At 72.0% G+C, this 22,405-nt stretch carries 19 protein-coding genes; 11 read left to right on the top strand and 8 right to left on the bottom strand.

Annotated features, from left to right (window positions below; all coding sequences use genetic code 11):
* The first annotated feature begins 262 nt into the window (after nt 1–262).
* From AC5WRT_RS27225 to AC5WRT_RS27215, 3 genes are all read left to right on the top strand, one after another.
* The gene (locus tag AC5WRT_RS27225; protein WP_496093650.1) at nt 263–1,135 is read left to right on the top strand and encodes a Sco1979 family transcriptional regulator; all 873 of its coding nucleotides are present in this window, start codon (nt 263–265) and stop codon (nt 1,133–1,135) included.
* Nucleotides 1,132–1,383, top strand: a complete 252-nt coding sequence (locus tag AC5WRT_RS27220; protein WP_496093651.1) for a DUF397 domain-containing protein — start codon at nt 1,132–1,134, stop codon at nt 1,381–1,383. The genes AC5WRT_RS27225 and AC5WRT_RS27220 overlap by 4 nt, the downstream gene beginning before the upstream one ends.
* An 81-nt stretch (nt 1,384–1,464) precedes the next feature.
* On the top strand, nt 1,465–2,292 hold the full coding sequence (locus AC5WRT_RS27215) for an SAM-dependent methyltransferase (protein ID WP_496093652.1): 828 nt from the start codon (nt 1,465–1,467) through the stop codon (nt 2,290–2,292).
* Nucleotides 2,293–2,808: 516 nt separating this feature from the next.
* Here AC5WRT_RS27215 and AC5WRT_RS27210 read toward each other — a convergent pair.
* A complete protein-coding gene (locus AC5WRT_RS27210; RefSeq protein WP_496100687.1) occupies nt 2,809–3,651 on the bottom strand; it encodes a hypothetical protein in 843 nt (280 codons plus the stop codon).
* 696 nt (nt 3,652–4,347) lie between these two features.
* Here AC5WRT_RS27210 and AC5WRT_RS27205 point away from each other — a divergent pair.
* A complete protein-coding gene (locus tag AC5WRT_RS27205; protein WP_496093654.1) occupies nt 4,348–5,322 on the top strand; it encodes an L-threonylcarbamoyladenylate synthase in 975 nt (324 codons plus the stop codon).
* Between the two features lie 309 nt (nt 5,323–5,631).
* Complete coding sequence (locus AC5WRT_RS27200; protein ID WP_496093655.1) at nt 5,632–5,997, top strand: hypothetical protein; 366 nt, start codon at nt 5,632–5,634, stop codon at nt 5,995–5,997.
* A gap of 11 nt (nt 5,998–6,008) precedes the next feature.
* On the opposite strand, the gene AC5WRT_RS27195 is transcribed toward AC5WRT_RS27200, so the two are convergent.
* From AC5WRT_RS27195 to AC5WRT_RS27185, 3 genes are all read right to left on the bottom strand, one after another.
* Nucleotides 6,009–7,190, bottom strand: a complete 1,182-nt coding sequence (locus AC5WRT_RS27195) for an extracellular solute-binding protein (protein ID WP_496093656.1) — start codon at nt 7,188–7,190, stop codon at nt 6,009–6,011.
* A 133-nt stretch (nt 7,191–7,323) separates the two neighbouring features.
* Nucleotides 7,324–10,149, bottom strand: coding sequence for a SpoIIE family protein phosphatase (locus AC5WRT_RS27190; RefSeq protein WP_496093657.1), 2,826 nt, complete (start codon nt 10,147–10,149; stop codon nt 7,324–7,326).
* A gap of 300 nt (nt 10,150–10,449) precedes the next feature.
* Nucleotides 10,450–10,704, bottom strand: a complete 255-nt coding sequence (locus AC5WRT_RS27185; protein WP_496100686.1) for a helix-turn-helix domain-containing protein — start codon at nt 10,702–10,704, stop codon at nt 10,450–10,452.
* 315 nt (nt 10,705–11,019) lie between these two features.
* On the opposite strand from AC5WRT_RS27185, the gene AC5WRT_RS27180 reads away from it, so the two are divergent.
* From AC5WRT_RS27180 to AC5WRT_RS27170, 3 genes are all read left to right on the top strand, one after another.
* Nucleotides 11,020–11,985 carry a ferritin family protein gene (locus AC5WRT_RS27180; RefSeq protein WP_496093659.1) on the top strand — a complete coding sequence of 322 codons (966 nt, stop codon included), beginning with the start codon at nt 11,020–11,022 and terminating at the stop codon, nt 11,983–11,985.
* Nucleotides 11,986–12,191: 206 nt separating this feature from the next.
* Nucleotides 12,192–12,965 carry a response regulator gene (locus tag AC5WRT_RS27175; protein ID WP_496093660.1) on the top strand — a complete coding sequence of 258 codons (774 nt, stop codon included), beginning with the start codon at nt 12,192–12,194 and terminating at the stop codon, nt 12,963–12,965.
* A 313-nt stretch (nt 12,966–13,278) separates the two neighbouring features.
* Nucleotides 13,279–15,612 (top strand): heavy metal translocating P-type ATPase, encoded by a 2,334-nt coding sequence (locus tag AC5WRT_RS27170; protein WP_496093661.1) that lies wholly within the window; start codon nt 13,279–13,281, stop codon nt 15,610–15,612.
* Between the two features lie 351 nt (nt 15,613–15,963).
* On the opposite strand, the gene AC5WRT_RS27165 is transcribed toward AC5WRT_RS27170, so the two are convergent.
* Nucleotides 15,964–16,839, bottom strand: a complete 876-nt coding sequence (locus AC5WRT_RS27165; protein ID WP_496093785.1) for a universal stress protein — start codon at nt 16,837–16,839, stop codon at nt 15,964–15,966.
* Nucleotides 16,840–17,020: 181 nt separating this feature from the next.
* On the opposite strand from AC5WRT_RS27165, the gene AC5WRT_RS27160 reads away from it, so the two are divergent.
* On the top strand, nt 17,021–17,725 hold the full coding sequence (locus AC5WRT_RS27160) for a CBS domain-containing protein (RefSeq protein WP_496093662.1): 705 nt from the start codon (nt 17,021–17,023) through the stop codon (nt 17,723–17,725).
* Here the strand turns inward: AC5WRT_RS27160 and AC5WRT_RS27155 are convergent.
* Nucleotides 17,706–18,620, bottom strand: a complete 915-nt coding sequence (locus AC5WRT_RS27155) for a pyridoxamine 5'-phosphate oxidase family protein (RefSeq protein ID WP_496100685.1) — start codon at nt 18,618–18,620, stop codon at nt 17,706–17,708. The genes AC5WRT_RS27160 and AC5WRT_RS27155 overlap by 20 nt on opposite strands.
* Nucleotides 18,621–18,714: 94 nt before the next feature.
* On the opposite strand from AC5WRT_RS27155, the gene AC5WRT_RS27150 reads away from it, so the two are divergent.
* Nucleotides 18,715–19,389, top strand: coding sequence for a CBS domain-containing protein (locus AC5WRT_RS27150; protein ID WP_496093664.1), 675 nt, complete (start codon nt 18,715–18,717; stop codon nt 19,387–19,389).
* Between the two features lie 167 nt (nt 19,390–19,556).
* Nucleotides 19,557–20,585, top strand: coding sequence for an alcohol dehydrogenase catalytic domain-containing protein (locus tag AC5WRT_RS27145; protein WP_496093665.1), 1,029 nt, complete (start codon nt 19,557–19,559; stop codon nt 20,583–20,585).
* Nucleotides 20,586–20,603: 18 nt separating this feature from the next.
* On the opposite strand, the gene AC5WRT_RS27140 is transcribed toward AC5WRT_RS27145, so the two are convergent.
* On the bottom strand, nt 20,604–20,864 hold the full coding sequence (locus AC5WRT_RS27140) for an acyl carrier protein (RefSeq protein WP_496093666.1): 261 nt from the start codon (nt 20,862–20,864) through the stop codon (nt 20,604–20,606).
* A gap of 5 nt (nt 20,865–20,869) precedes the next feature.
* Nucleotides 20,870–22,405 (bottom strand): dihydrolipoamide acetyltransferase family protein, encoded by a 1,536-nt coding sequence (locus AC5WRT_RS27135; protein ID WP_496093667.1) that lies wholly within the window; start codon nt 22,403–22,405, stop codon nt 20,870–20,872.

Raw genomic sequence — 22,405 nt, 5'->3', positions numbered from 1 at the left:
CAATGCCTGTCCGACGGGTGCGTTCGATTCGGCGTGCGAGTCCTCGAACGCCCGGGTGCGTCAACTCTCCGTTGAGGTCGAGTCGTTGACGATGGGGGCCCGGGTGTACGGCTGGTCCGCTCACGCATGTAACTATGCTCGCAGTCGACTTCACGCTGCAACTGCTTCCCTGATAATTTCAGCCAGGCGATGTCCAGTTGGCTTTCCGCCAAGCCGCTATGCTGCGCGCCATGGTGACTGTCCGTCAGGGAATGGGGTTTGCGTGATGGAGGGTCGTTCCGGGGCGGGGAGCAGCGCGCCGACAGTTCTTCGGATGATCCTCGGACGGCGACTGCGGGAGCGGCGGCAGAGCGCCGACGTGTCGCTGGAGGACGCTGCCAGGGCCCTGCGCGTGAAGCCGCTGACCATCCGGCGCCTGGAGAAGGCAGAGGTCGCTCTCAAGCCCCTGTATGTGGAGAGGCTGCTGGAGGCGTACGGAGCCGACCGGCAGGAGATCGACGAGTTCGTCGGCCTGGCCGAGCGGGCCAACGAACCGGGCTGGTGGCATGCCTACCGCGATGTGCTTCCCAGCTGGTTCTCGGCCTTCGTCAGCCTGGAGACCAGTGCCAGGATGCTGCGTACCTATGAGCCGCACTACGTCACCGGGCTTCTGCAGACGTACGACTATGCGCGGGCCGTCCTGCGCGGCGGGTTTCCGAATGACAGCGAGGAAGATCTGGAACGGCGGGTCCAGTTGCGGCTGCGCCGGCAGGAGTTGCTGGAGGGTGAGGACGCTCCCACGCTGTGGGTGGTGATGGAGGAGGCCGTCCTGCACCGCGTGGTCGGCGGGGCGGAGGTGATGCGCGCACAGATCGACCGGCTCCTCGAAGTCTCGGAGCTGGAACACCTCAGCATCGACGTCGTTCCGTTCTCCGCAGGCGCGCATGTCGGAGCGTGCGCCCCCTTCACCTACTTCCGGTTCGAGGAGCCGGAGCTGCCGGACGTCGTCTACAGCGAGATCCTCACCGCCTCCATGTACCTGGATCAGCGTTCGGATGTCGCCGCCCATCTGGAAGCACACAACCGGATGTCGCTGCTGACCTCGTCCGCAGACAGCAGGGCGCTGTTGCAACACATGCGCAAGGAGTACTCATGACCACAAGCCACGGCAGTGTCTACAACGGGATGCCCGCTTCCGAGCTTGGTGAGCACGGCTGGGAGTGCCCGTGGAGCGGGCCCAACGGAGGCCAGTGCGTGGAGACGAAGCAACTCGCCGACGGCCGCGTTGCGCTGCGGCAGTCGACCGATCCCTCGGGGCCCGCGCTGATCTACACGACGGCGGAGATCAGTGCGTTCCTCGAGGGAGTCAAGAAGGGCCTCGCCGATCATCTGACGGCCGGCTGAACCTCAGCGCGATCGGGAGAAGGCGCCGCCACGAGGCCGAACCCTCGCCTGCACGCCACGCAACCATCGGAAGGGAAGAGCATGAGCAGCACGTCGGCCTCGCGGGACATCGACACCAGCAGGCCTCACTCCGCACGCATGTACGACTACTACCTCGGCGGCAAGGACCACTTCGAGGTGGACAAGCAGGCAGCCGAGGCGGTCGCGGCCGTCTACCCCGGTATCTTCGTGTGCGCCCGGGAGAACCGGGCCTTCATGCACCGGGCGACTCGAGTTCTCGCGCAGGAGTACGGCATCCGCCAGTGGCTGGACATCGGCACGGGCATCCCCACCGAGCCGAACCTGCACCAGGTGGCCCAGTCCGTCGTCCCCGACGCACGGGTCGTCTACGCCGACAACGACCCGCTCGTCCTGAAGTACGCCGAGCGCCTGATGCGCAGCACGGCCCAGGGTCGTACCACATACATCGAGGCCGACGTCAACGATCCCGCGTCTCTGCTGGACGCACCTGTCCTCGAAGAGGTGCTGGACCTGAGCAAGCCGGTGGCGTTGTCCCTCAACGCCCTGATGCACTTCATCACGGACCGGCAGGACCCGTACGGGATCGTCGACCGGCTGCTCGACGCCCTGCCCTCCGGCAGCGCCCTGGCCCTGAGTCACTGCACGCCCGACTTCGACCCGGACACCTGGCAGAAGGTCACCGACATCTACGTCGACGCGGGAACGCCGGTGCAGTTCCGCTCCCGTGCCGAGGTCGCCCGCTTCTTCGACGGCCTGGAACTCCTCGATCCCGGCATCACGATCGGTCACTGCTGGCGTCCCGACTCTCCGAGCGATGACGCCACCGCGGCTGAGCCACCCACGGACGCTCAGGTCAGCCTGTGGACGGGTGTCGGCATCAAGCCGTAGCGACGTCCGCGGTGTTTCGTTTCCAGAGATGATTCTTCGGTGGTGGCGGCGCTGGGCGACCGCCCGGCGCTGCGACGCGAGCGGGGCCGGCCGGGTACCGAACCGGCAACGCGATCCATACCGAACGTGCGTCTCCTCCGGCTCCGCGCAATACATCACGACCTCGTGCGCGGGGCCGGCTCCGGGTATGTGGACGGGCCGAAGCCGTCGGTGAACAGGCGGCGTCCGGCACCCAGGGCGAACGGGAGCACGGGCCCTCTCGTGGGTGCCGATGGTGCGGGCCGGGGCTCAGGCCGCCGTCGCCGCGTTCACCGGGTGAGGCCGGCAGAGGACGTTCCGAAAGGCTCCGGTCGGCCCGACAACGGTACTGGCGATGTGAGTCAGGGGTCTTTCGGCGGTTCCTTCCGGGGCCGCCGACTTCGACGAGGCCGACCTGCCCCGGATGGCGTCGGGTCGTCGGAGAACGAAGGCCCTCCGCAGGCTTGCGGTGTGACGAAGTGTTTCTGACCCAGGACACTAGGCGAGCTTGCGCAGCACTTCGGCGATGTGGGCCCGGTACGTGCGCAGCGCTCGAAGTCCGGCGATGTAGCGGTCGCGATGGCGTGCGATGTCCGCGGCCTGTTTCCGCGCCCGTACGGCGTGCCAGAGTTCGACCGTGTGGTGGCGGCGCTTGCAGGTGACATCGGCGACGGCGGTGGCCCGCTCCCGTTGCGTGTGCCGGGTGTTGCCGCTGCTGTCGCGGTGCCACGCATGGTCCGTGTACGCGGCGACGGGGTCCGGATAGCGGGGGAATCCCTGTTCTGCCACACAGCGGGACCACTGGTTCCAGGCTGCCTGCAGGCGCGGGTCACGCTTGACCGCCTTGTCGACCTCGATCGCCCGTCTGTCTGCGTAGAGCCAGTCGTGCTCGACATCGATGCCACGCATCAACTGCCGGTTCGCCTCGGCGTTGCAGGCGGGCCAGTCCGCGTACTCGGCATCGGTCATGCGGCGCCCGGCCGGCCGGGGGACCGGGTGTGCTGCGGGGTCCCAGCCGTAGCCCCAGCGGCGGGCGGTGCCGAGATCGAGGGCGCCGTAGTCGGTGCCGACCGCGACGGAGACCACGGGATCGACGGGATAACGGGGATCGAGCGGGAAGCCCGGATGGCCGCGGGCCGCCATGCACTGCCGGACCAGCAGGGCCGATGCCCGCTGGGACCGCTGGTAGTCCTGCGGCGTGTAGTCGTAGCGGTCGGCCGGCAGAGGGCCGAAATCCGAGGCCGTGCGTACGACGTGCGGACGCTCCGGTGCAGAGGCGCAGAACGCCGCCACCACTGTCACCGCCGCCGCGGCACCCGGCCGCCACCCCCGTCGCGCCATGGCCAGGGATGTTAGCGGGTGCCGTGCACGCGGTCGGCCGTGGCCCCGCTCGCCGACTCCTCCGCCCATGCCGAGCACTCCGGGCGAACGGGCCGAACTCGCCGCCGTGTCCGACCAGTCCGCCCCCGCAAGGGGAGGGAGGGCGAGGTTTTTGTCATCGCGTCGGCCGGGGGGCCTCCCGCATCCGGGGGCGGCACGGACCAGCAGGCACGCGAGGCGCTGTGGGGAGTGGGACCGCTCAGTGATGCGTGATCGGGTGCAGGAGGGGTCGTCCGGTGGCGAAGCGACGGACCTGTTCGACGACCGGACGTTCGGCGCGTGGGCGGAAGGCAGCGACGTGCGGGATCGGCGTCCGCTCGATCGCGGCCGCACTGCCCGACGCTCCCGAGGGCCCGCCCTTCGGCCGTCTCGCCGGCCGCCACGGTCATCCTCACCGAGGCCGACCACCTCTGTGCGCCGGAACCCGTGCTGAGGGCCTGCACCGAGGAGATCCCGGTGCGCGTGTCCGCCTGACCACGGCGCCCGCCCCGGGCTGCGGTGGACGCGATTCCGTGACGCTGCGGACACAGGGTGTGAATCCCGACCGCACCGTGTCCGCTCCGCCACCGTCCCGGTCGCAGTCGAACGATCTCGACGGATCCCTGGCCGGTTGTCTCCGTCTGCGGGGGAATGGCGGAACAGTGCGAGAATTCGAGCGTGACAGCAACAACCAGTGACATCGAGAAGGCGGCCGAGGTCCTGCGCGCCGGAGGTCTCGTGGCCCTCCCGACCGAGACCGTCTACGGCTTGGGTGCCGACGCCGAAGATCCTGCCGCCGTCGCGCGTATCTTCCAGGTCAAGGGCCGCCCGCCCTCCCACCCGCTGATCGTCCACATCGGCGGCGCGCAGCAGCTGGACGACTGGGTCGAGGTTGTGCCCCCGACCGCGCGTGTGCTGGCCGAGCACTTCTGGCCGGGGCCCCTCACGCTGGTCCTGCGGCGTGGCCGCCGGGTGCCCCTCGAAGCCACGGGCGGCCTGGAGACGGTGGCCGTGCGCGTGCCGGACCACCCGGTCGCGCTCGCCCTTCTGTCGGCCTTCGGCGGCGGTGTCACCGCTCCGTCCGCCAACCGTTTCGGCTCGGTCAGTCCCACGACCGCGGACCACGTCCGGGCGGAGCTGGGCGACGGCGTCGACTTCGTACTGGACGGTGGGCCCTGCGAGGTCGGCGTCGAATCGACCATCGTCGACGCCACGGGCGACGTCCCGAGCATCCTCCGGCCGGGCGGGGTGACGCGCGAGGACCTCGAAGCGGTGCTGGGCCGCCCGATCGCGGTGCCCTCGACGAGCCACGTCCGGGTGCCGGGCCAGCATCCGTCGCACTACGCGCCGCGGGCGCGGGTCGTCCTCGTCGAGCCGGAGAAGGTGGCGATCGAAGCGGAGCTGGCGCGGGAGCTGGGGCACCAGGTGGGTGTCTTCCTCCCCTCCTCCCTCGCCGACGCTCCGCCGAAGGCGCACGCCGTGGTTGCGGTCCCCGGTTCGATGGCCGCCTACGCGCGGGGTCTGTACGGGTTCCTGCGCGAACTCGACGAGCGGGGCTGCGACCTGATCATCGCGTCCCTGCCGCAGGAGAAGGGGCTGGGACTGGCGATCGCCAACCGGCTCCGCCGCGCCGCGGGGCCCCGGCCCTCTTGAGGCGGCGCGCCCTGACTGCTCGCTGACGCGTACGCGGGGCGGACACGTGGTGCAGGTGCAGGTGCAGGTGCAGGTGCGGGAGCGGAGGGTCCCGGTGGGGAGCGGTTCCCCGGCTGGAGAGGCCGCTGACGCGACGGCTCGCCCGGCCGACTTCGCCGTTGGGGCCCGGCTGGGCGCCGGCGGCGGTGTGCCGGACGCCCGGGGCCGTGCGACGCCTGCCGCCCGCCGCCCACATGCTCCTGTTCCGGCGGGCGCTCGGGCCGTCGGGCGGCTGGTGGCTGCGCGACCGGGTCGAGAGCGTGCCTGCCGGTGCGCACCTCGTGCCGTGTGGTCCGCGCCGAGGCAGCCGGGGCCGGGGCCCGCCTGCGGCTGGCCGGGCCGGTCGGCGAGCCCGAGACGCTGACCGTGGATCACGTGCTGTCCGCCACCGGCTACCGCCTCGACATCGGCGCCCTGTCCTTCCTGCCACCTGCGGTGCTCCGCGACGTCGACCGTGTGTCCGGCTCGAGGGCGCCCAGGCCGAGCAGCCGGTTCGAGTCCTCCGTACCCGGCCTGTACTTCACCGGCTCCCTTGCCGCGCCCACCTTCGGCCCGATGCTGCGGTTCGTGGCAGGGACCCGGTTCGCCGCCACACGCATCGCCCGTGACGCTCTCCAGCGGGCGCTCCGCCACTGAGCCGTAACCGGCTAGCCGGACGTGGCCTTCGCCCAGCCCTGGACAACCGCCCTCCTCGCGCCCTCCAGTTGCGCGTCCGTCGGGAACTGCGGTGTTCCCTCGACGGTCGGCAGTCGCGCGGCGGCGGCCGTGTCGAGAGTGCCGTTCTGTTTCATGGCCTCCATGAGGACCGGCCGGGCGTAGCCGCGCAGCCGGAGGTTCTGGCCCTCTGGGCTAAACAGGTACTCCTGCCACAGGCGGGCAGCCGCCGGGTGCGGCGCGTTCTTGTTCACGCCCAGGGCGAAGTACTGGGCGAAGCTGCCGTCGAAGGGGATCGCGACCTGCCAGTTGACGCCCTTGTGGCGGAGTTGGTCGGCGTAGTGGAGATTGATGTAGTCCCAGTTGATGCTGATGGGGGTCCGGCCGTCCTCGACCGTCGCCGTGTCGGAGCTGAGGGGGTTGAAGTTGCCGATCTTGTTCAGCTCGGCGAAGAAGTCGAGGCCGGGCTGGATGTTGTCGAACGACCCGTTGTTGGCCAGCGCGGCGGCGTAGACGCTGTCGAAGGCGGTGGCCGACCGGCGTGGGTCGCCTTCGAGCGCGACCTTGCCCTTGTAGGCGGGCTTCAGCAGATCGGCGAAGGTCTGTGGACAGATCTTCACCCGGTTGGCGTCACATCCGATGGAGATGTAGCCCCCGTAGTTGTTGGCCCACCGGGACTGGGAGTCCTTCTGGTTCTCGGGGATCGAGTCGTCCTCGGCCACTTTGTACGGCGCGAGCAGGTTCTGCTGCACCGCGCTCCGCGCGAATGTGTCTCCCACGTCGATCACGTCGGGGGCTGTCGGCCTGGTCCCGCTCTTCCGCATGGCGTCGATCTCGTCCTCGCTGTGGCCATGGGGATCCTCGACGGTGACCTTGATCCCGTACTTCTTCGCGAAGCCCTCGATCAGACCGCCGTAGTTGGCCCAGTCGCGTGGCAGTGCGATCGCTGTGAGCCTGCCCTCGCGTCTCGCCGCGGCGATCAGCGTGCGCATGCCGCCCGCGTTCGCTGCGGAGGTGGCCATCGACGGCTTCTGGGGCCTGGCGGGTGGGGTGTGCTCGCAGGCGCTCAGGCCCAGTGCCACAAGAGCGGAGCAGCCGAGAACGGCCCCTGCTCGGACACGGGATGGGGTCACGACTGCTCCTGAGGAGAGCTGCTGCGCCGACCAAGTGGTCATCGAGGCCAGACTACCCGGCCGCCCCGACAGCGGATTCCTGCCCGGGGAGCCTGCCATCAGCGTGTTTCCCGGCGGAAACGCGGAAGGCGCGGTCCTTGGGCCCCTCTCCACCACCCACATGGCCGTGACCGTCTCACAGCATGGTGTCGTCCCACTGGTCGAGCAGGACGTCGCCGAGTCCTTCCGTTTCCGGCGCACCGCCGTCGTGGAGGGACCGTTCGGCCCAGATGACTTTGCCGGTGGGGGTGTAGCGGGTCCCCCAGCGTTGGGCGAACTGGGCGACCAGGAAGAGGCCGCGGCCGCCTTCGTCGGTGGCCTTCGCCCGGCGCAGCCGCGGCGAGGTGCTGCTGCCGTCGCAGACCTCGAAGATCAGGGTGCCTGTGGCGGGGCCACCGGCCGGCATCGTACGGAGCAGCCGGACGGTGATGGGCTCGGCGGCGTAGCGGATCGCGTTGGTGATCAGCTCGCTGAGGATGAGTTCGGCGGTGAAGGCGACGTGCTCCAGGCCCCACTCGGTCAGCCGGCGGGCGCAGGCGGCGCGTACCGGGGCCACCGCCGCCGGGTCGCGGGGCACGTCCCACTCGGCGATCTGCGTCGGCCCGAGCCGGCAGGTGCGGGCCACCAGGAGGGCGATGTCATCCCTGGGCCGGTCGGACAGCATGGCCTCCATCACCGCCGCGCACGTGGCCTCCGGCGTGCGGTCAGGCCCTGAGAGGGCCTCGCGCAGGGCCTCCAGACCGGCATCCAGGTCTCGGGAGCGGTCCTCGATCAGCCCGTCGGTGAAGAGCACCAGCCGGGAACCCTCCGGCACGGTGATCTCGGCGGTCTCGACCGGAAGCCCGGCGCCGAGTCCCAGGGGCGGGGAGACGGGCAGCTGGGGGAAGTCGACGGTCCCGTCGGGCCGGACCACCGCAGGTCCGGGATGCCCGGCGGTGGCGAGGACCAGCCGCCCGTTGGTGGGGTCGTAGACGGCGTACTGACAGGTCGCCCCGGTGATCGCCCCCTGCCCGTCTTCCGCGGAGGCGGTCTCCTCGGCGTCGATCTGGGTCACCAGCTCGTCCAGCCGGACCATCAGCTCCTCCACCGGCAGGTCGAGGCCGGCGAAGTTGTCCACGGCGGTGCGCAGGCGGCCCATGGTCGCCGCGGCATGCAGACCGTGGCCGACGACATCCCCGACGACCAGCGCCACCCGGGTGCCGGACAGCGGGATGACGTCGAACCAGTCCCCGCCCACGCCGGACCGGGCCGGCAGGTAGCGGTACGCAACGTCGAGGGCGGACTGCTCGGGCAGCCCGCGTGGCAGCAGGCTGTGCTGCAGGGTGACGGCCATGGCGTGTTCGCGGGTGTACCGGCGGGCGTTGTCGATGCACAGCGCTGCCCGCGCGGCCAGCTCCTCGGCGAAGGACACGTCCTCGTCGTCGAACGGCGGGGAACTCTCGGCGCGCCAGAAGTCCACCACGCCCAGCACCACGCCACGGGCCCGCAGGGGAACCGCGAGCATGGAGTTCAGGCCGCGGGCGAGGGCCCGCCGGGCGCGTTCGGGGTGCTGGGCCAGCCAGCCCTGGGAGGCGTTCAGGTCCTCGGCCAGGACCGGTCGGCCTTCGGCCATCGCCGTGGAGACGGGGTGTTCCGGGACGAACCTGATCAGCTCGCCGACGGGGTGCAGGGGCCGGCCCGCGTCCGGACCGGCGACGGCGACGCGGCGCAATTCGGTGATCGGCGCAGTGGCACCGGAGTACTCCTCGCCGCGCAGGACCGGATCCAGCAGTTCGACGGTGACGACGTCGGCGAACCGGGGTACCGCCACCTCGGCCAGTTCCTCGGCCGTCCGCTTCACATCGAGCGTGGTGCCGATCCGCAGCCCGGCGTCGTAGAGCGACTTCAGCCTTTCGCGGGCCACCTCCGCGCGGCCGATGAGAGCCTGCAGCTCGGTGGTGTCCCGGAGCGTCACCACACTGCCGCCCGGTCCGTGGGGTGCGGTGAGCCGCTTGTTGAGCGCGAGCAGCCGGTCGCCGGCCCGGTACACCTGGTCTGTGGCGGGACGGTCCGAGGCCAGCATTGCGGCGAGGTCCTCCTCGAGCCCCAGATCGGTGATGCGCCGCCCCTCCGCGTCCGCCGGGAGGTCCAGCAGCCGCCGCGCCTCGTCGTTGGCCAGCAGCAGCCGGCCGTCACCGCCGACGATCAGCACCCCTTCCCGCACGGCGTGCAGAACGGCGTCGTGGTGCTCGTACATCCGGGTCATCTCGACCGGCCCCAGGCCGTGGGTCTGCCGCCGCAGCCGGCTGCTCACCAGGGCCGATCCGCCCGCGGCGACGGCAAGGGCCGTGGCGGCGCCTGCGAAGAGGACGGGCAGCTGCCGGTTCACCCTGTGCTGCACCTTCTCGACCGTGACGGGGACGGAGACGATGCCGATGACCGAGCCGTCGGGATCCTTGACGGGGACCGCCGAGACCACGGAGAGCCCCAGGGAGCCCTGGAAGGTGCTCGTGAACGGCTTGCCGCTCGCCGCCTGTGAGTAGGGGCCGATGACACGTTTCCCGATCCGGTGCGGGTCGCTGTGGGTGAGCGTGACCCCGTTCAGCCCGTACACGATGACGGCGTCGACGCCCGCGGCCTCTCGGACCGCCTGGGCATGCGGCTGCAGCGCCTCGGACGGGTGCGCGCTGTGCAGTGCCGCCACGATCCCCGGGGAATTGGCGAAGGTCTGCGCAGTGGCGAGCGTCCGGCTCCGGGCGTTCGCCATGATGTCCCGCTGGGCCTGTACCACCAGAGCCGTCAGGGCGGCGACGACGAGCAGGAGCACCACCCCCAGCTGTAGGAGGAACACCTGGCCGGCGACGCTGCGCACGTTCAGCAGCGACCGCCACGCCTCTCCCCGCCGACGGCGGCGGCCCGGCCCGAGAGCGCTCCTGGACGCACCGGGCGCGTCGCGCCCGGATTGTCCCGAAACTTCACCCATACACCCTTTCTATCGTTTCTTGGTGGCCAACACCGAGGTGACCGGGACGGTCCGGTCCGCCCGGGGCAGCGACGAGCGGCTCGATCCGGCGAGCGCCAGGCGTCCACGAGCGGCAGGGCCGTCGTGTCTCTCACCACGAGGAGAGCAAGGTGTGAGGTCGGCCGGGCTCGGGCGGGCACCGCTCACCGGCAGAGCGGCGACCAGGTGCTCCGCGCCCAGCGGTGCCATCGAGTCAGGTCGCGGCGTACTCCGGACGGACGCACCGGAGTGTGGTCGGGCCGACGGCGGAGACCTCCCGGATCAGGTGTTCGGGTCGGTGGTGCGGAAGCGGGCCCGGTACACCGTGGGGGACACATCCAGCATGTTCTGGAACAGGCGCCGCATGGCCTCCGAGGATCCGAAGCCGGCTTGTTGCGCGATCTGCTCCACCGAGGCGGTGCCCGAGGACAGCAGGGCCTTGACGGCTTCCAGACGAACGGCATCGACGTACTGCCCGGGGGGCATGCCTGTTTCCTGGCGGAACAGGCGTGTCAGGTGCCCGTCCCCACGGCTCACCGGCCGAATGCCGCTGCCACCGCGGACGCCGCCACAGGGCTGTCGACGCCGCCGCACCCGCCGAGTGCCGCCTCGTGGGCCGGGGTTTCGACGGTGCGCCCGACGGCCGTCCCAGGAACCCTTCGGTGCTGCCGTGCCACGCGCGGCCACGGGCCTGCCTCAGGCGCTGCCGTACCGGTCCCGAAGCAGTCACGCACCCGTCATCACGCTCCGTCATCACCCGGAAGGCTCAGCAGACAGGGCGTGGAGGCACCCGAACGGGTCGTATGAGGAAGGGGCGTTGTCACCCAAGAGGCCCCCTGGAGGAGGAAAGTCGTGTTCCGCCACTCAATACGTACGTTCCTAGCCGGTCTGTGCGTGCTGGCCGCGGCATCGCAGGCGGCCACCGCTCTGGCCGTCGCCGCCCCGGTGGGCCCCCACCCGCAGGCTCCTGCCGGCCGGACGCTTCGAGCGCAGACGATCTCGGACCTCACCACCGCCATGAAGGGCGAGGCGTTCGCTTTCGCCTCCTACAGCCTCTTCGGCACCCAAGCCGACCAGCAGGGCCACGCTGCCGTCGGACGGCTCTTCAGGACCACGGCGCAGACCGAACTGAACGAGCACCTGCACGAGGCGGCCACCCTGGCCGGCGTCGTCGGCACGAACGCGGCCAACCTGCGGCAGGCCATCAACGGGGAGACGTACGAGCACCAGGTCATGTACCGCGGCTTCGCGACCCAGGCCCGGCAGGACGGGGACACGAAGGCAGCCGAACTGTTCACGGAGATCGCCGCGGACGAAGGCCGCCACCGTGATGCCTTCCGTACGGCGCTCGCCGTCGTGACGTCCGGCCACGGCACCGTCCCGGCTCCGCCCACCGCCAAGACGGTGTCGGTACCCGCCGGGCTGCCCCAGGTGCGCGCCGCCCGTACGAAGACCAACCTCGACACCGCGATGCACGGCGAGGCTTTCGCCTACGCCAAGTACATGCTGTTCGCAGCACAGGCGAAGCAGACCGGGAACGCCGCGCTGGCCCGCCTGTGGGAGGGAACGGCCGCGGTGGAGCTGCACGAGCACTTCGCTGGCGAGGCCGTTCTGGCCGGACGGGTCGGCACCACGAAGGTGAACCTGAACAAGGCCATCACCGGTGAGCGTTCCGAGGCGACCAGCATCTACCCGGGCTTCGCCAAGCAGGCGACCGCCGTCGGTGACACCGCCGCCGCCGGCTACTTCCGCAACACCGCTGCGGACGAGGCGCGGCACGCCGCCGCCTTCCAGGCGGCACTGAACCAGCTGCGCTGAGCCCCTGCCCTCGCCGCACCCCGTATCGGCCCGGTGGCCCTGAGCCACCCGGCCGATACGGGCCTTGTGGGAGTTGCGTGACCGGCCTGAGCGCCGGTGGGCGGTGCTCCGGGCAGCGCGCCCCGGGGACGAACGGCCCCGCCATCGAATCCGGTGCGACGACAGGCTCGTTGTCGCGTACGCGCAGCTGTTCGCGCGGCCGGCAGGTGGCAGGCACGAACGCCGAGGCGGCGGACGCGGGCGAACGGACGCGGGCGCTGGTCGTGGAGGACGAGCGGGGCATCGCGGAGCCCCTGGTGCGCGGGTTCGGGCAGGCGGGACACGAGGGCGAGAGGGTACGGACCGAGCGGGCGGCGCTGTCGGTGCCGGGCCGGGATGTCGTACGGCTCGATCCGGGGGTGCCCGACATCGACGGTGCCGAGAGCGCGGACCGGGTGTCGGGCTTGGGCGAGGGCGCCGACGACTACTGGGCGAGCCGTCCGGGCCGGCCGAACCGCTCGCGCGAATCCGGGCGGTGCTCCGTCGCCCCGTCGCCCGGACCAGCCGGAGATCACGCGACACGGGCCGCCGGCGCTCGACCCGCGCACCCGGCCGGCGTCCTCGAGTGCCCGGCCGCCGGCCCGGGCCGCCCGGGGTCGCGTCCCGCGAATTGGTGTAGCGATGTGGAGTTCACGACTCCGCAGGTCACGCACGCCTGCAGGGCCGACGCCCAGGCAGAGGCCGCTCCGGTGGCCTGGAACAGCATCGACACCGACCGAGGAACCCCGACGGTGATCGCCCTGGAGGCGGTCGCCGGAGCGAGGCGGTCCGGATTCCTGACACCACTTGGCGGGACACCATCCCGCCCGGTGAGCGGAGGGCAGGTGCTCCGCGGCCGGTACGCCCCGCACCGCGGCCCAGGGCGAGGGGCCGGACAGGCTGGTGAGCGGGCGCTGACCGGGCACGGACCGCAGCCACCGGAGCGCGAGGCCGGCTGCTGACGGCGTGCCCCCGAAGACCCTGGCGGCGACCCGCACCCGAACCGTGCGCATCGACTCGTCGACCTCGACGCACGGGGCCACCCCGTCCTCGGGGACCGTGGCCGGTCATCGGCGTGCACAGGCCCACGAGCCCTGGCCGTCCGCCCTGTCCCGGCCCCCACACCGATCGGGGAGACCATGACGAGCCCGCGCCCGAACCGGACGTCCGGCCCCAAACAGGGCCGGACGTCCCCTGCCACCGGCACCGGGCCACGCGATGTGATGGAGAGGGACCGAACCAAGGGGCGCAGCACCGGACGGACCGAGGTGTCTCATGAACCACCGCTCCACGCACCCACCAGCGCTGCGTCGCACGGCTGCGGCGGTCGTCCCATCCCGGCTGGAACCCGTCCTCCTGACCGTCACAGCGGCGGCCCTGACCTCGGGCGGCATCGCCTGGCTCGTCGGTGCCGGCACTCTCGCCGATCTCCTGTGGGGGCTGGGCACCCTGTCGGCGGTCGTCCCTGCCGTCGGATGGGTGTACGTGGCTCTGCGGCACGGTCAGGCAGGTGTGGACGTCATCGCCGTCCTCGCGCTCGGCGGCACCCTGGCAGTCCACGAGTACCTGGCCGGTGCCCTGATCGCCCTGATGCTGGCCACAGGCCGCACCCTGGAGGCCGCGGCCCAGCGTCGTGCCTCCCACGACCTGCGCGCGCTGCTGGAACGCGCGCCACGTTCCGCGCGCCGCCGTACCGAGGGTGGGGTGGCCACGGTGCCCCTGGCCGAGATCACCGTGGGCGACCTGCTCGTCGTCGGTCCAGGGGAGGTGGTTCCCGTCGACGGCCGCGTGGAGAGCGTCGCCGCCGTTCTCGACGAGTCGGTGCTCACCGGTGAGCCGCTCCAGGTCCGACGCGGCCGGGACGAGACGGTGCGCAGCGGCGTGGTCAACGCAGGGGGCGCCTTCGAGCTGCGTGCGACCGCCGACGAGCAGGACAGCACCTACGCCGGCATCGTGCGGCTGGCCCAGCAGGCCGGCGCCGAGTCCGCTCCCGTCGTACGGCTGGCCGACCGGTACGCCGCATGGTTCCTCCCGCTGTCCCTGGGGGTGGCGGGGCTGGCATGGCTCATGAGCGGCTCCGCCGTACGCGCGGTCGCCGTCCTCGTGGTCGCCACGCCCTGCCCGCTGCTGCTGGCCGCGCCCGTGGCCATCGTCTCCGGCCTGTCCCGCGCCTCCCGCCTCGGCGTCGTCATCCGGGACGGCGGTGCACTGGAGAATCTCGGCCGCGCTCGCACGCTCCTGATGGACAAGACCGGCACGCTCACCCGGGGACGCCCCCGTGTCCTCGACGTGACCGCCGCCCCCGGCTCCACCCCCACAGAGGTCCTGCGCCTGGCGGCGTCGCTCGACCAGTACTCGCCGCACGTACTCGCCCGGGCCATCGTCGACACCGCCCGCGACCGCGGCCTCGCGCTCTCCACGCCCGTCGACGTCACCGAGGAACCCGGCCGGGGCGCCACCGGCACCGTGGACGCACACCGGGTCTCCATCGGCCGCATCAGCTCCGCGGACGAACGGCCGACCTGGGCCGGCGCGGTCGAGAACCGAGCCCTCCTCGACGGCGCGGCCGTGGCCTGGCTCACCGTCGACGGCCACCTGGCCGGCGCCGTCCTGCTGCGAGACCCCCTGCGCCACGACGCCCCGCGCACCCTGCGGCACCTGCGCGCGGCAGGCATCGACCGGCTGCTGATGCTCACCGGAGACCGCTCCGCGCCCGCCCACGAGGTGGCCGCCGTCCTGGGCCTCGACGGGGTACGTGCCGAACTCAGCCCGGCCGACAAGGTCGCCGCCGTACGAAACGAATGCGAGCGCGCGGTCACCGTGATGGTCGGCGACGGAGTCAACGACGCTCCCGCCCTCGCCGCCGCCGACATCGGCGTCGCCATGGGCGCCCGCGGCTCCACCGCCTCCTCCGAGGCCGCCGACGTCGTGCTGACCACCGACCGCGTCGACCGCCTCGCCGACGCCGTCACCATCGCCCAACGCGCCCGGCGCATCGCCGTGCAGAGCGCGCTCGGCGGCATGCTGATGTCGCTGGGCGCCATGGCGGCAGCCGCTGTGGGCCTGCTCCCGCCCGCCGCAGGCGCCCTGCTGCAGGAGGGCATCGACGTCGCGGTCATCCTCAACGCCCTGCGGGCGCTCGGCGTCGACCAGGCCGCGCGACCGGCCCTCACTCCCGCCGCCGAGGCCCTCGTCCACCGCTTCGCCGCCGAACACGACGACCTCCAGGACGTCCTCGACGCCGTACGCGACGCCGCCGACCGCCTCTCCGACACTCCGGGCCCTCAGGCCCTTGCGGCTGTCGAGGAGACGCACCGGCTGCTCGCCGAGCGTCTGCTGCCCCACGAGTACGCCGAGGAGCACGAGCTCTATCCCGCCCTCGCACCGACTCTCGGCGGTCCCGAGGCGACCGCGACCATGAGCCGCGCCCACACCGAGATCGAGCGCCTCTCCCGACGCATCGCCACCCACCTGCAACTGGCCCGAGCCGACGGTGGTCTGGCCCCCGAGCAGCTCGACGACCTGCGTTCCTGCCTCTACGGCCTCCACACCGTGCTGCGCCTGCACTTCACTCAGGAGGAAGAGAACTACTTCTCCCTCGCTCCTTGAACCACGGCACGAGGAGGACGGGCCACAGCGAGGGCCGTCCGGGGGACCGCCGTCGGCGCGGCTCCCCTTCGGGCCGCGGGCGTCAGTCCCCGCGGGGGCAAGAGGTGCCGAGCGGTCCAGCAGCAGGGCCGAAGAGCCCTTGGCGCCCGCGCCCCGGCGGGGGCCACCATGAGCACAAAGGCGCTGTGCCGGGGACCCCGAGCGCACCGGCCACCCCCGGCCACGGGCCACCCCCCGGCCACGCCGCTGACCCGCGGAGGACGCCCGGAAGTCCCGTCCCACCGGGTGCGCCGCACCGCCGGGCGGGCAGGACGGTTCACACAGTCGTTCGGCGGCGGGCGGCCGGCCGGTTCACACCGGATGGGGAACGACGGCGACCGGGCACTTCGCGTGGTGCAGCAGCGCGTGGGCGACCCCGCCGAGCTGCAGGCCGAAGTGGCCGTGCCGGCGCCGAGCGCCCACGACGACCAGGTCGGCTCCTGCCGACGCCTCCAGCAGGATCCGGTGGGCGGGACCTTCGACGGGTCGGCGATGGATGCCGACCCCGGGGTGTTCCCGTACGGCCTCGCGCAGGGCGTCGTCGAGGCCGGCCAGGGCCCGTTCCTCACGGAGGCGGGCGGCGTCGTCGGCGATCAGCATGTGGTCCACGGGTTCCTGGGCAGGGGTGCGCCAGGCCCGTACGGCCGTCAGGGGACAGCCGCGCACCTCGGCCTCGAGGGCGGCGAACCGTACGGCGCCCGCGCCACGGCTCACGTCACCGACCCCCACCACGACGCGGCCGAAGGCTCCCCGGCGGTTGGCTTCCGCGCCACGGACGACGACGACGGGGCACACGGCGCGGGCCGCCACCGCGAGGCTGACGGACCCCAGCAGCGCCTCGGCGATCGAGCCGCGCCCCCGTGAGCCCGTGACCAGTGCGAACGCCTCCGGTCCCAGCCGCAGCAAGGCGGACACGGCATCTTCGGGCAGTGCTCTGCCCGAAACCTTGACCTCGGGATCGCGGCGCCGGGCGCGTTCCACACAGGAAGCGACGATGTGGTCGGCCATGACCTCCGTGGCCGGTCGGTCGGTGCTGAAGGAGGGCTGGACCGCCTCGTAGACCTCCCACCGGGAGGCGTGGACGACGTGCAGGGGCGATCCGTGCCGTGCCGCCTCGTCCGCCGCCCAGTCGACCGCCGCCAGACTGGAGTCCGATCCGTCGACGCCCACGACCAGGGGGAGGTCCATCGCCGTCACCGCCTTCTGCATCCGGATGCCGAGGGTCCTTTGAATACCGTCGCACTGCCTGCTCGACGCCGCGACACGCCGCCGGTCCGGACAACACGGAGTTGCGGGAGGCCGCGTCGCGGTGATGCTTGAGGCAACGGCCGAGCCGGGGTCTCCCGCCCGCCTTTCGAGGACCGAGGACATGCCTGCCGCTGCTGCGCACATCGTGAGCGACGTGATGACCGCGCCCGCGGTCGCTGTCGGGCGCGAGGCGCGGTTCAAGGAGATGGTGCGGGTGATGGACGAGTGGCACGTGGACGGCCTGCCGGTCGTGGGTGCCGAAGGGCGAGTCGTCGGCATGGTGTCCGAGGCCGACCTGCTGCCCAAGGAGGAGTTCAGGGACCGCGAGCCGACCCGGTTCGAGCGGATCCGGCGCCGGTCCGACCTGGCCAAGGGGGAGGCCATGACCGCCGAGGAGGTGATGAGCGCGCCCCCCGTCACGGTCCGACCGGACGACACCCTCGCTCGGGCGGCTCGCCTCATGGCCGTGCACCACGTCAAACGGCTCCCTGTCGTGGACGACGAGGACGAGTTGCGTGGCGTCGTCAGCCGCGGGGATCTCCTGAAGGTCTTCCTGCGGGCCGACGAGGACATCGAGGAGGAGGTACGCCGCACCGTGGTGTCCTACCTGTTCCCCCTGCACGCCCATGCCATCCACGTGTCGGTGCGGGAGGGGATCGTCACGCTCCTCGGGCCCGTCCACGACACCTCCCTGATCTGGGTTGCCGAGCGCCTCGTCAACGGGTTGGAGGGCGTGGTGGGCGTCGAGTCACGGCTCACGGGCGGGGATCCCGGCCCGGGCCCGCCTCCGCGTGAGCCGGGACCACCTACTGATCGGCCGGGGTGATGCGGCGGCCCGTCAGGCTGGTGGGCCGGATCGACACCCACACCTGGCGATCGCCGCCCGCCCAGGGCGCGGTGTGCGCCTGCTGGGTGAGCCTCCGTACGGCCCCGGGGTCCGTCACCGCACGGGCCGGGCCGACGGCGAGCACGCTCCAGCCCTGGCTCAGGGCGTCGTCCACGTGGTCGACCTCGAAGGCGACCTCCCGCTCCACGGCCGCCGCGGCCACGGAGTCGGGGGCGGTCCTGAAGACGACGGCGCCGTCGACGACCTCGTAATTGACGGGGACGACCACCGGGCGACCGTCGGACGCCGACACCGCGATACGCCCCACGCCGTGCGTGGAGAGCAGGGCGCGGCACTCCTCCTGGTCGAGGTCCCGCAGGCGGGGGTGGAGCAATGCCTGGCCCTGGTCGGACGGGAGATCGATGCCCCCGCCGCGCAGCGCGGCGACCGTGGTGCCCAGCGCGTCGGCCAGTCTGATGAGCGTCGCCAAGGTCGGGTCGGCGGGCCTTGTCTCGAGGTATGCCAGGTAGTCGGGCGACATGCCGGCGCGGCCGGCTGTCTCCTCCCGGCTGAGCCCGCGCCTTCGGCGCTCAACGGCCACGCGTCGGCCGACGTCTCCGGGGTCCTGTGCCCCGGTCGAGAGGGCCGCGCCGCCCACCGCCTCGCCGGCGCCCGGCTGCGAGGCGGCCGCCGGCCCCGGCTGTTCCTGTTCCAGATGGCGGACATGAGCGTCGGGCCCGGGGAACACGAGCGTCACCTCGTCCGTGTCCGACCAGCGCACGTCATAGGGCGGAGTCCCGTCCTCGTGGCGGAGCCCTACGATTTCGCCGTCGCGCCGGACGACGCCTGTCCCCGGGCTTTCGACGACGAGCCGGTCGCCGAGGTGAGCTCGCATGATCGCCGCCCTCTCCTCAGAATGGTGCTGTATCCAACCTGCCACGCGGGCTGCACCGCCGCACGGGGCGGGCTGCCCGTACCCGGGAGGCACCATGCACCACCGAACGGTCGAGGAACTCATGACCCGGGACGTCGTCCGGGCACGGCCCGGCACGCCGTTCAAGGAGCTTGTCAGGCTGCTGGAGGAGAACGACGTCACCGCCGTACCCGTGGTGGACGAGCTCGACCGTCCGATGGGTGTGGTGTCCGAGGCCGATCTGCTGCGCAAGAGCGCCGACCAGACCGACCCCTCGGGGAGGACCGCCATTCCCCATCTGGAGGCCTGGGAGCGGGCCAAGGCCGAGGGGGCTCGGGCCGAGGAGCTGATGTCCGCTCCCGCGGTGTGCGCGCGGCCCGAGTGGACCGTGGTCGAGGCCGCCCGCCTGATGGAGACCCAGCATGTCAAACGGCTGCCTGTGGTCGACGAGGCCGATCGGCTCCTGGGCATCGTCAGCCGTGGTGATCTGCTGCGGGTTTTCCTGCGCGGTGACGAGGCCATCCGCGAGGAGATCACCGGCGACGTTCTTCGGCGCACCTTGGGAATCGATCCCCGGGACGTGACGGCGGAGGTCCGCGACGGCCGGGTGACGCTCGCCGGCACCGTGAAGTACAGGAGCCTGATCCCCGTCGTCGAGCAGTTGTGCCGTGGCGTCGACGGTGTGGTGTCGGTGTCCGGGAATCTCACCTGCCGGACGGACGACGCCAGGGACGCACCCACGGGTACCTGACCCGGGCGGATCTCCGCGCTTCCCATCCGTGCCGTCGTGCGCCGGGGTCTCGGCGCGGCACCCTCAGATCCGGCCTTCAGCCGCCCGCACCCGGAGCCGGGCGACCGTGTTGCTCCGGGGCACCGGTGGGGCCACTGTGGGAGTGGGGGAGCGAGGGAGCGAATACGGTGCGAGCGCTCGTCTACCACGGCCCGGAACACACATCCTGGGACACCGTCCCCGACCCCGTGATCGAGGAGGCGACCGACGCCATCGTGCGGATCGAGGCCACCACCGTCTGCGGCAGTGATCTGCACATCCGGCGGGGCGAGTTCCCCGAGGTGAAGCCGGGGACGATTCTCGGCCACGAGGCCGTCGGCGAGGTCGTCGAGGTCGGTGGAGAGGTCCATCACCTGCGGTCCGGCGACGAGGTGATCGTGTCGTCCGTCTCGGCCTGCGGTGACTGCGGGGAGTGCCGTGAGGGCAGATACGGACAGTGCCACGGGGGCGGCGGCTGGATCCTGGGCAGCCTGATCAACGGCACCCAGGCCGAGTTCGTACGCGTACCGTTCGCGGACCACTCCACCACCCGGCGCCCGTCCGCGCTCCCGCTCGACGACGCGGTGCTGCTCGCCGAACTCCTCCCGACCGCCTACGAGGTGGCGGTCCGCAACGGACATGTCAGCCCGGGCGACACCGTCGTCGTGGTGGGCGCCGGCCCCGTCGGCCTGGCCACGGTGGTCGTCGCACGGCTCTACTCGCCCCGCAGGATCATCGTCGTGGACCTGGCCGGGGCTCGGCTGGAGGCCGCTGCCCGGCTGGGCGCGGATGCCGCCACATCGCCCGGGAAGATGATCGCCGACCTGTCCGACGGGCCGGGTGCCGACGTGGTCATCGAGGCGTCGGGTGATCCGGACGGCTTCGTGCTGTGCACGCGAGCCGTCCGCGCGGGGGGGCACATCGCCAACGTCGGCACGCACGGCAAGCCGACGACGCTGCATCTGGAGTCCCTCTGGCGCAAGAACGTGACGATCAGCACGGGCCAGGTGGACACGTCCTCCACGCCATGGCTGCTGGAACTGATGAGGTTCGGACGGCTGTCCGTCTCTCCCCTGGTCACCCACACGCTCGGTCTCGATCGCATGGAAGACGCCTACGAGGTCTTCGCGCGCGGCACCAGCACGGGCGCGCTCAAAGTCGTGCTCCACCGTGAGTGAACCACCGAGGGGCGGTCATCACCGGCGGGCGGTCCGCTCGACCAGGAACCGCGCCGTGTCCGAGAGCGTGGTCAGTTCGGGGTAGTCCTCCTCGTCGATGCGGGCTCCGGTGCGCTCGGAGAGCAGTTCGACGAAGCTGAGGAAGTCCAGCGAATCGAGTTCGAGCACGTCGCGGAACTTGTCGTCCGGCCGGACCAGTGCGAAGTCGGCGTCGGGGACGATCCGCGTGACCGACTCCTTGATCACTGTCATGGCCTCGGCATTGTCCAGGGGCTTCATCCGACTCACAACTCCTCGGGTTTCTGCAGCAGTCTGTCGACCGCCGAGAGGTAGCGCGCGCCCACGGCGCCGTCCGTGGCGCGGTGGTCGGCGGCCAGCGTCGCGGTCACCACCGGACGTACGCCGAGCATGCCGCCCGCGGCCCAGGGCCGCTCGACGACCGCACCGAAGCCGACCAGGGCCACCTGGGGCGGGTGGATGACCCCGAACACGCTCTCCACACCCTGGTCACCCAGGCTGGTTACGGTCAGTGTGGCGCCCGCCATCTCGCTCCCGCGCAGCCTCCCTCGGCGGGCGCGCCGGACCAGGTCCTTGAGGCCGGCCATGAGAGCGTCGGGCCGTAGTGTGTCGGCGCGGTGGATCACCGGCGCGAGCAGTCCGCCCCGCCGGAGCGACACCGCGACACCCAGGTTGACCTCGGAGGCGGGAACGAATGCGTCGTTGCGCCAGTAGCCGTTGAGGGCCGGCACCTCGCGCGCCGCCATGGCGGCGGCCTTCAGGAGCAGGGCCGCGGGCACGAGGCGGCCGGCGGGGGGACGACCGCGGTTGACCCGGCGCAGCCAGTCCTCGGCCGCTCCGAGGTCGATGGCCGTGGACAGGTAGTAGTGCGGGATCTCCCGCTTGGAGCGGCTCATGAGGTCGGCGACGGCACGACGCATGGCGTCCGTGCGTTCCTCCTGGCGGCTGCCGATGGGTACCGCGGTCTGCGGGCCCTGCTCGTGGTCCCGTGGGCGCCGGTCCAGCGGCTCTGGCCCGGGGCCCCCAGGACGTCCGCGCACGGCCGTGCGGACGTCCGCGGCACGCACGGCTCCGCCGTCGCCGGTGCCCCGCACGGCCGTCAGATCGACACCCAGCTCGTCGGCGAGGCGCCGTGCGTAGGGAGTGGCCCGCACCCTGGGCCCGGGCGGCGGCTGCGCGTGCTCCACGTCGGCACGCGTGATCCGTCCGCCCGGCCCCGTGCCGTGCAGTGCCGTCAGGTCGACACCTCGAAGCACGGCCAGATGCCGTACGAGAGGACCGGCTCCGACGAGCGGCGTGGCCTCGCCGAACGGCTCCGGCTGCGCTGCCGTGTGCCGTGCGGCCGGGTGCTTCGGGGTTCCGGTGTCCACCGGCTCCCGGGCGGGTTCGGGCTTTCGGGCCGCCTTTCCCCGAGATTTCGGGCGCTCGTGCCGTACCGACGGTTCACGGTCGGCCTTCGCGCGTGCGGGTGTCGCCCGTGGGAGAGGCCTGCCGACCGGGGCGGCGGCCACGGACGGGACCGCCGCTTGCCCTGCCGTCGCGGGCTCCTCCTGACCGCCTGCCCGCACGCCGGGTTCGATCACCGCGAGCGGTGTCCCCACCGGGACACGGGTCCCCGGTGCGACGAGCAACCGTCCCACGGTCCCGGACTCGAAGCACTCGACCTCGACGGCCGCCTTGTCCGTGTCCACGACCGCCACGACGTCGCCCCTGCGCACCCGGTCCCCGGGGCTGACAAGCCACTCCTGCAGCACTCCCTCGTCCATGTCCGCGCCGAGGGAGGGCATGGTGAACGCGGTCAT

The organism is Streptomyces sp. NTD91 (genome assembly GCF_059510455.1).
This window is presented reverse-complemented; position numbering and strand designations above follow the sequence as displayed.

Excerpts from the sequence above, each read along its gene's own strand:
- AC5WRT_RS27220 (WP_496093651.1), top strand. The coding sequence starts at position 1,132 with ATGACCACAAGCCACGGCAGTGTCTACAACGGGATGCCCGCTTCCGAG.
- AC5WRT_RS27215 (WP_496093652.1), top strand. The coding sequence starts at position 1,465 with ATGAGCAGCACGTCGGCCTCGCGGGACATCGACACCAGCAGGCCTCAC.
- AC5WRT_RS27210 (WP_496100687.1), bottom strand. The coding sequence starts at position 3,651 with ATGGCGCGACGGGGGTGGCGGCCGGGTGCCGCGGCGGCGGTGACAGTG.
- AC5WRT_RS27195 (WP_496093656.1), bottom strand. The coding sequence starts at position 7,190 with ATGACCACTTGGTCGGCGCAGCAGCTCTCCTCAGGAGCAGTCGTGACC.
- AC5WRT_RS27190 (WP_496093657.1), bottom strand. The coding sequence starts at position 10,149 with ATGGGTGAAGTTTCGGGACAATCCGGGCGCGACGCGCCCGGTGCGTCC.
- AC5WRT_RS27170 (WP_496093661.1), top strand. The coding sequence starts at position 13,279 with ATGAACCACCGCTCCACGCACCCACCAGCGCTGCGTCGCACGGCTGCG.
- AC5WRT_RS27165 (WP_496093785.1), bottom strand. The coding sequence starts at position 16,839 with ATGGACCTCCCCCTGGTCGTGGGCGTCGACGGATCGGACTCCAGTCTG.
- AC5WRT_RS27160 (WP_496093662.1), top strand. The coding sequence starts at position 17,021 with ATGCCTGCCGCTGCTGCGCACATCGTGAGCGACGTGATGACCGCGCCC.
- AC5WRT_RS27155 (WP_496100685.1), bottom strand. The coding sequence starts at position 18,620 with ATGCGAGCTCACCTCGGCGACCGGCTCGTCGTCGAAAGCCCGGGGACA.
- AC5WRT_RS27150 (WP_496093664.1), top strand. The coding sequence starts at position 18,715 with ATGCACCACCGAACGGTCGAGGAACTCATGACCCGGGACGTCGTCCGG.
- AC5WRT_RS27140 (WP_496093666.1), bottom strand. The coding sequence starts at position 20,864 with ATGAAGCCCCTGGACAATGCCGAGGCCATGACAGTGATCAAGGAGTCG.
- AC5WRT_RS27135 (WP_496093667.1), bottom strand. The coding sequence starts at position 22,405 with ATGACCGCGTTCACCATGCCCTCCCTCGGCGCGGACATGGACGAGGGA.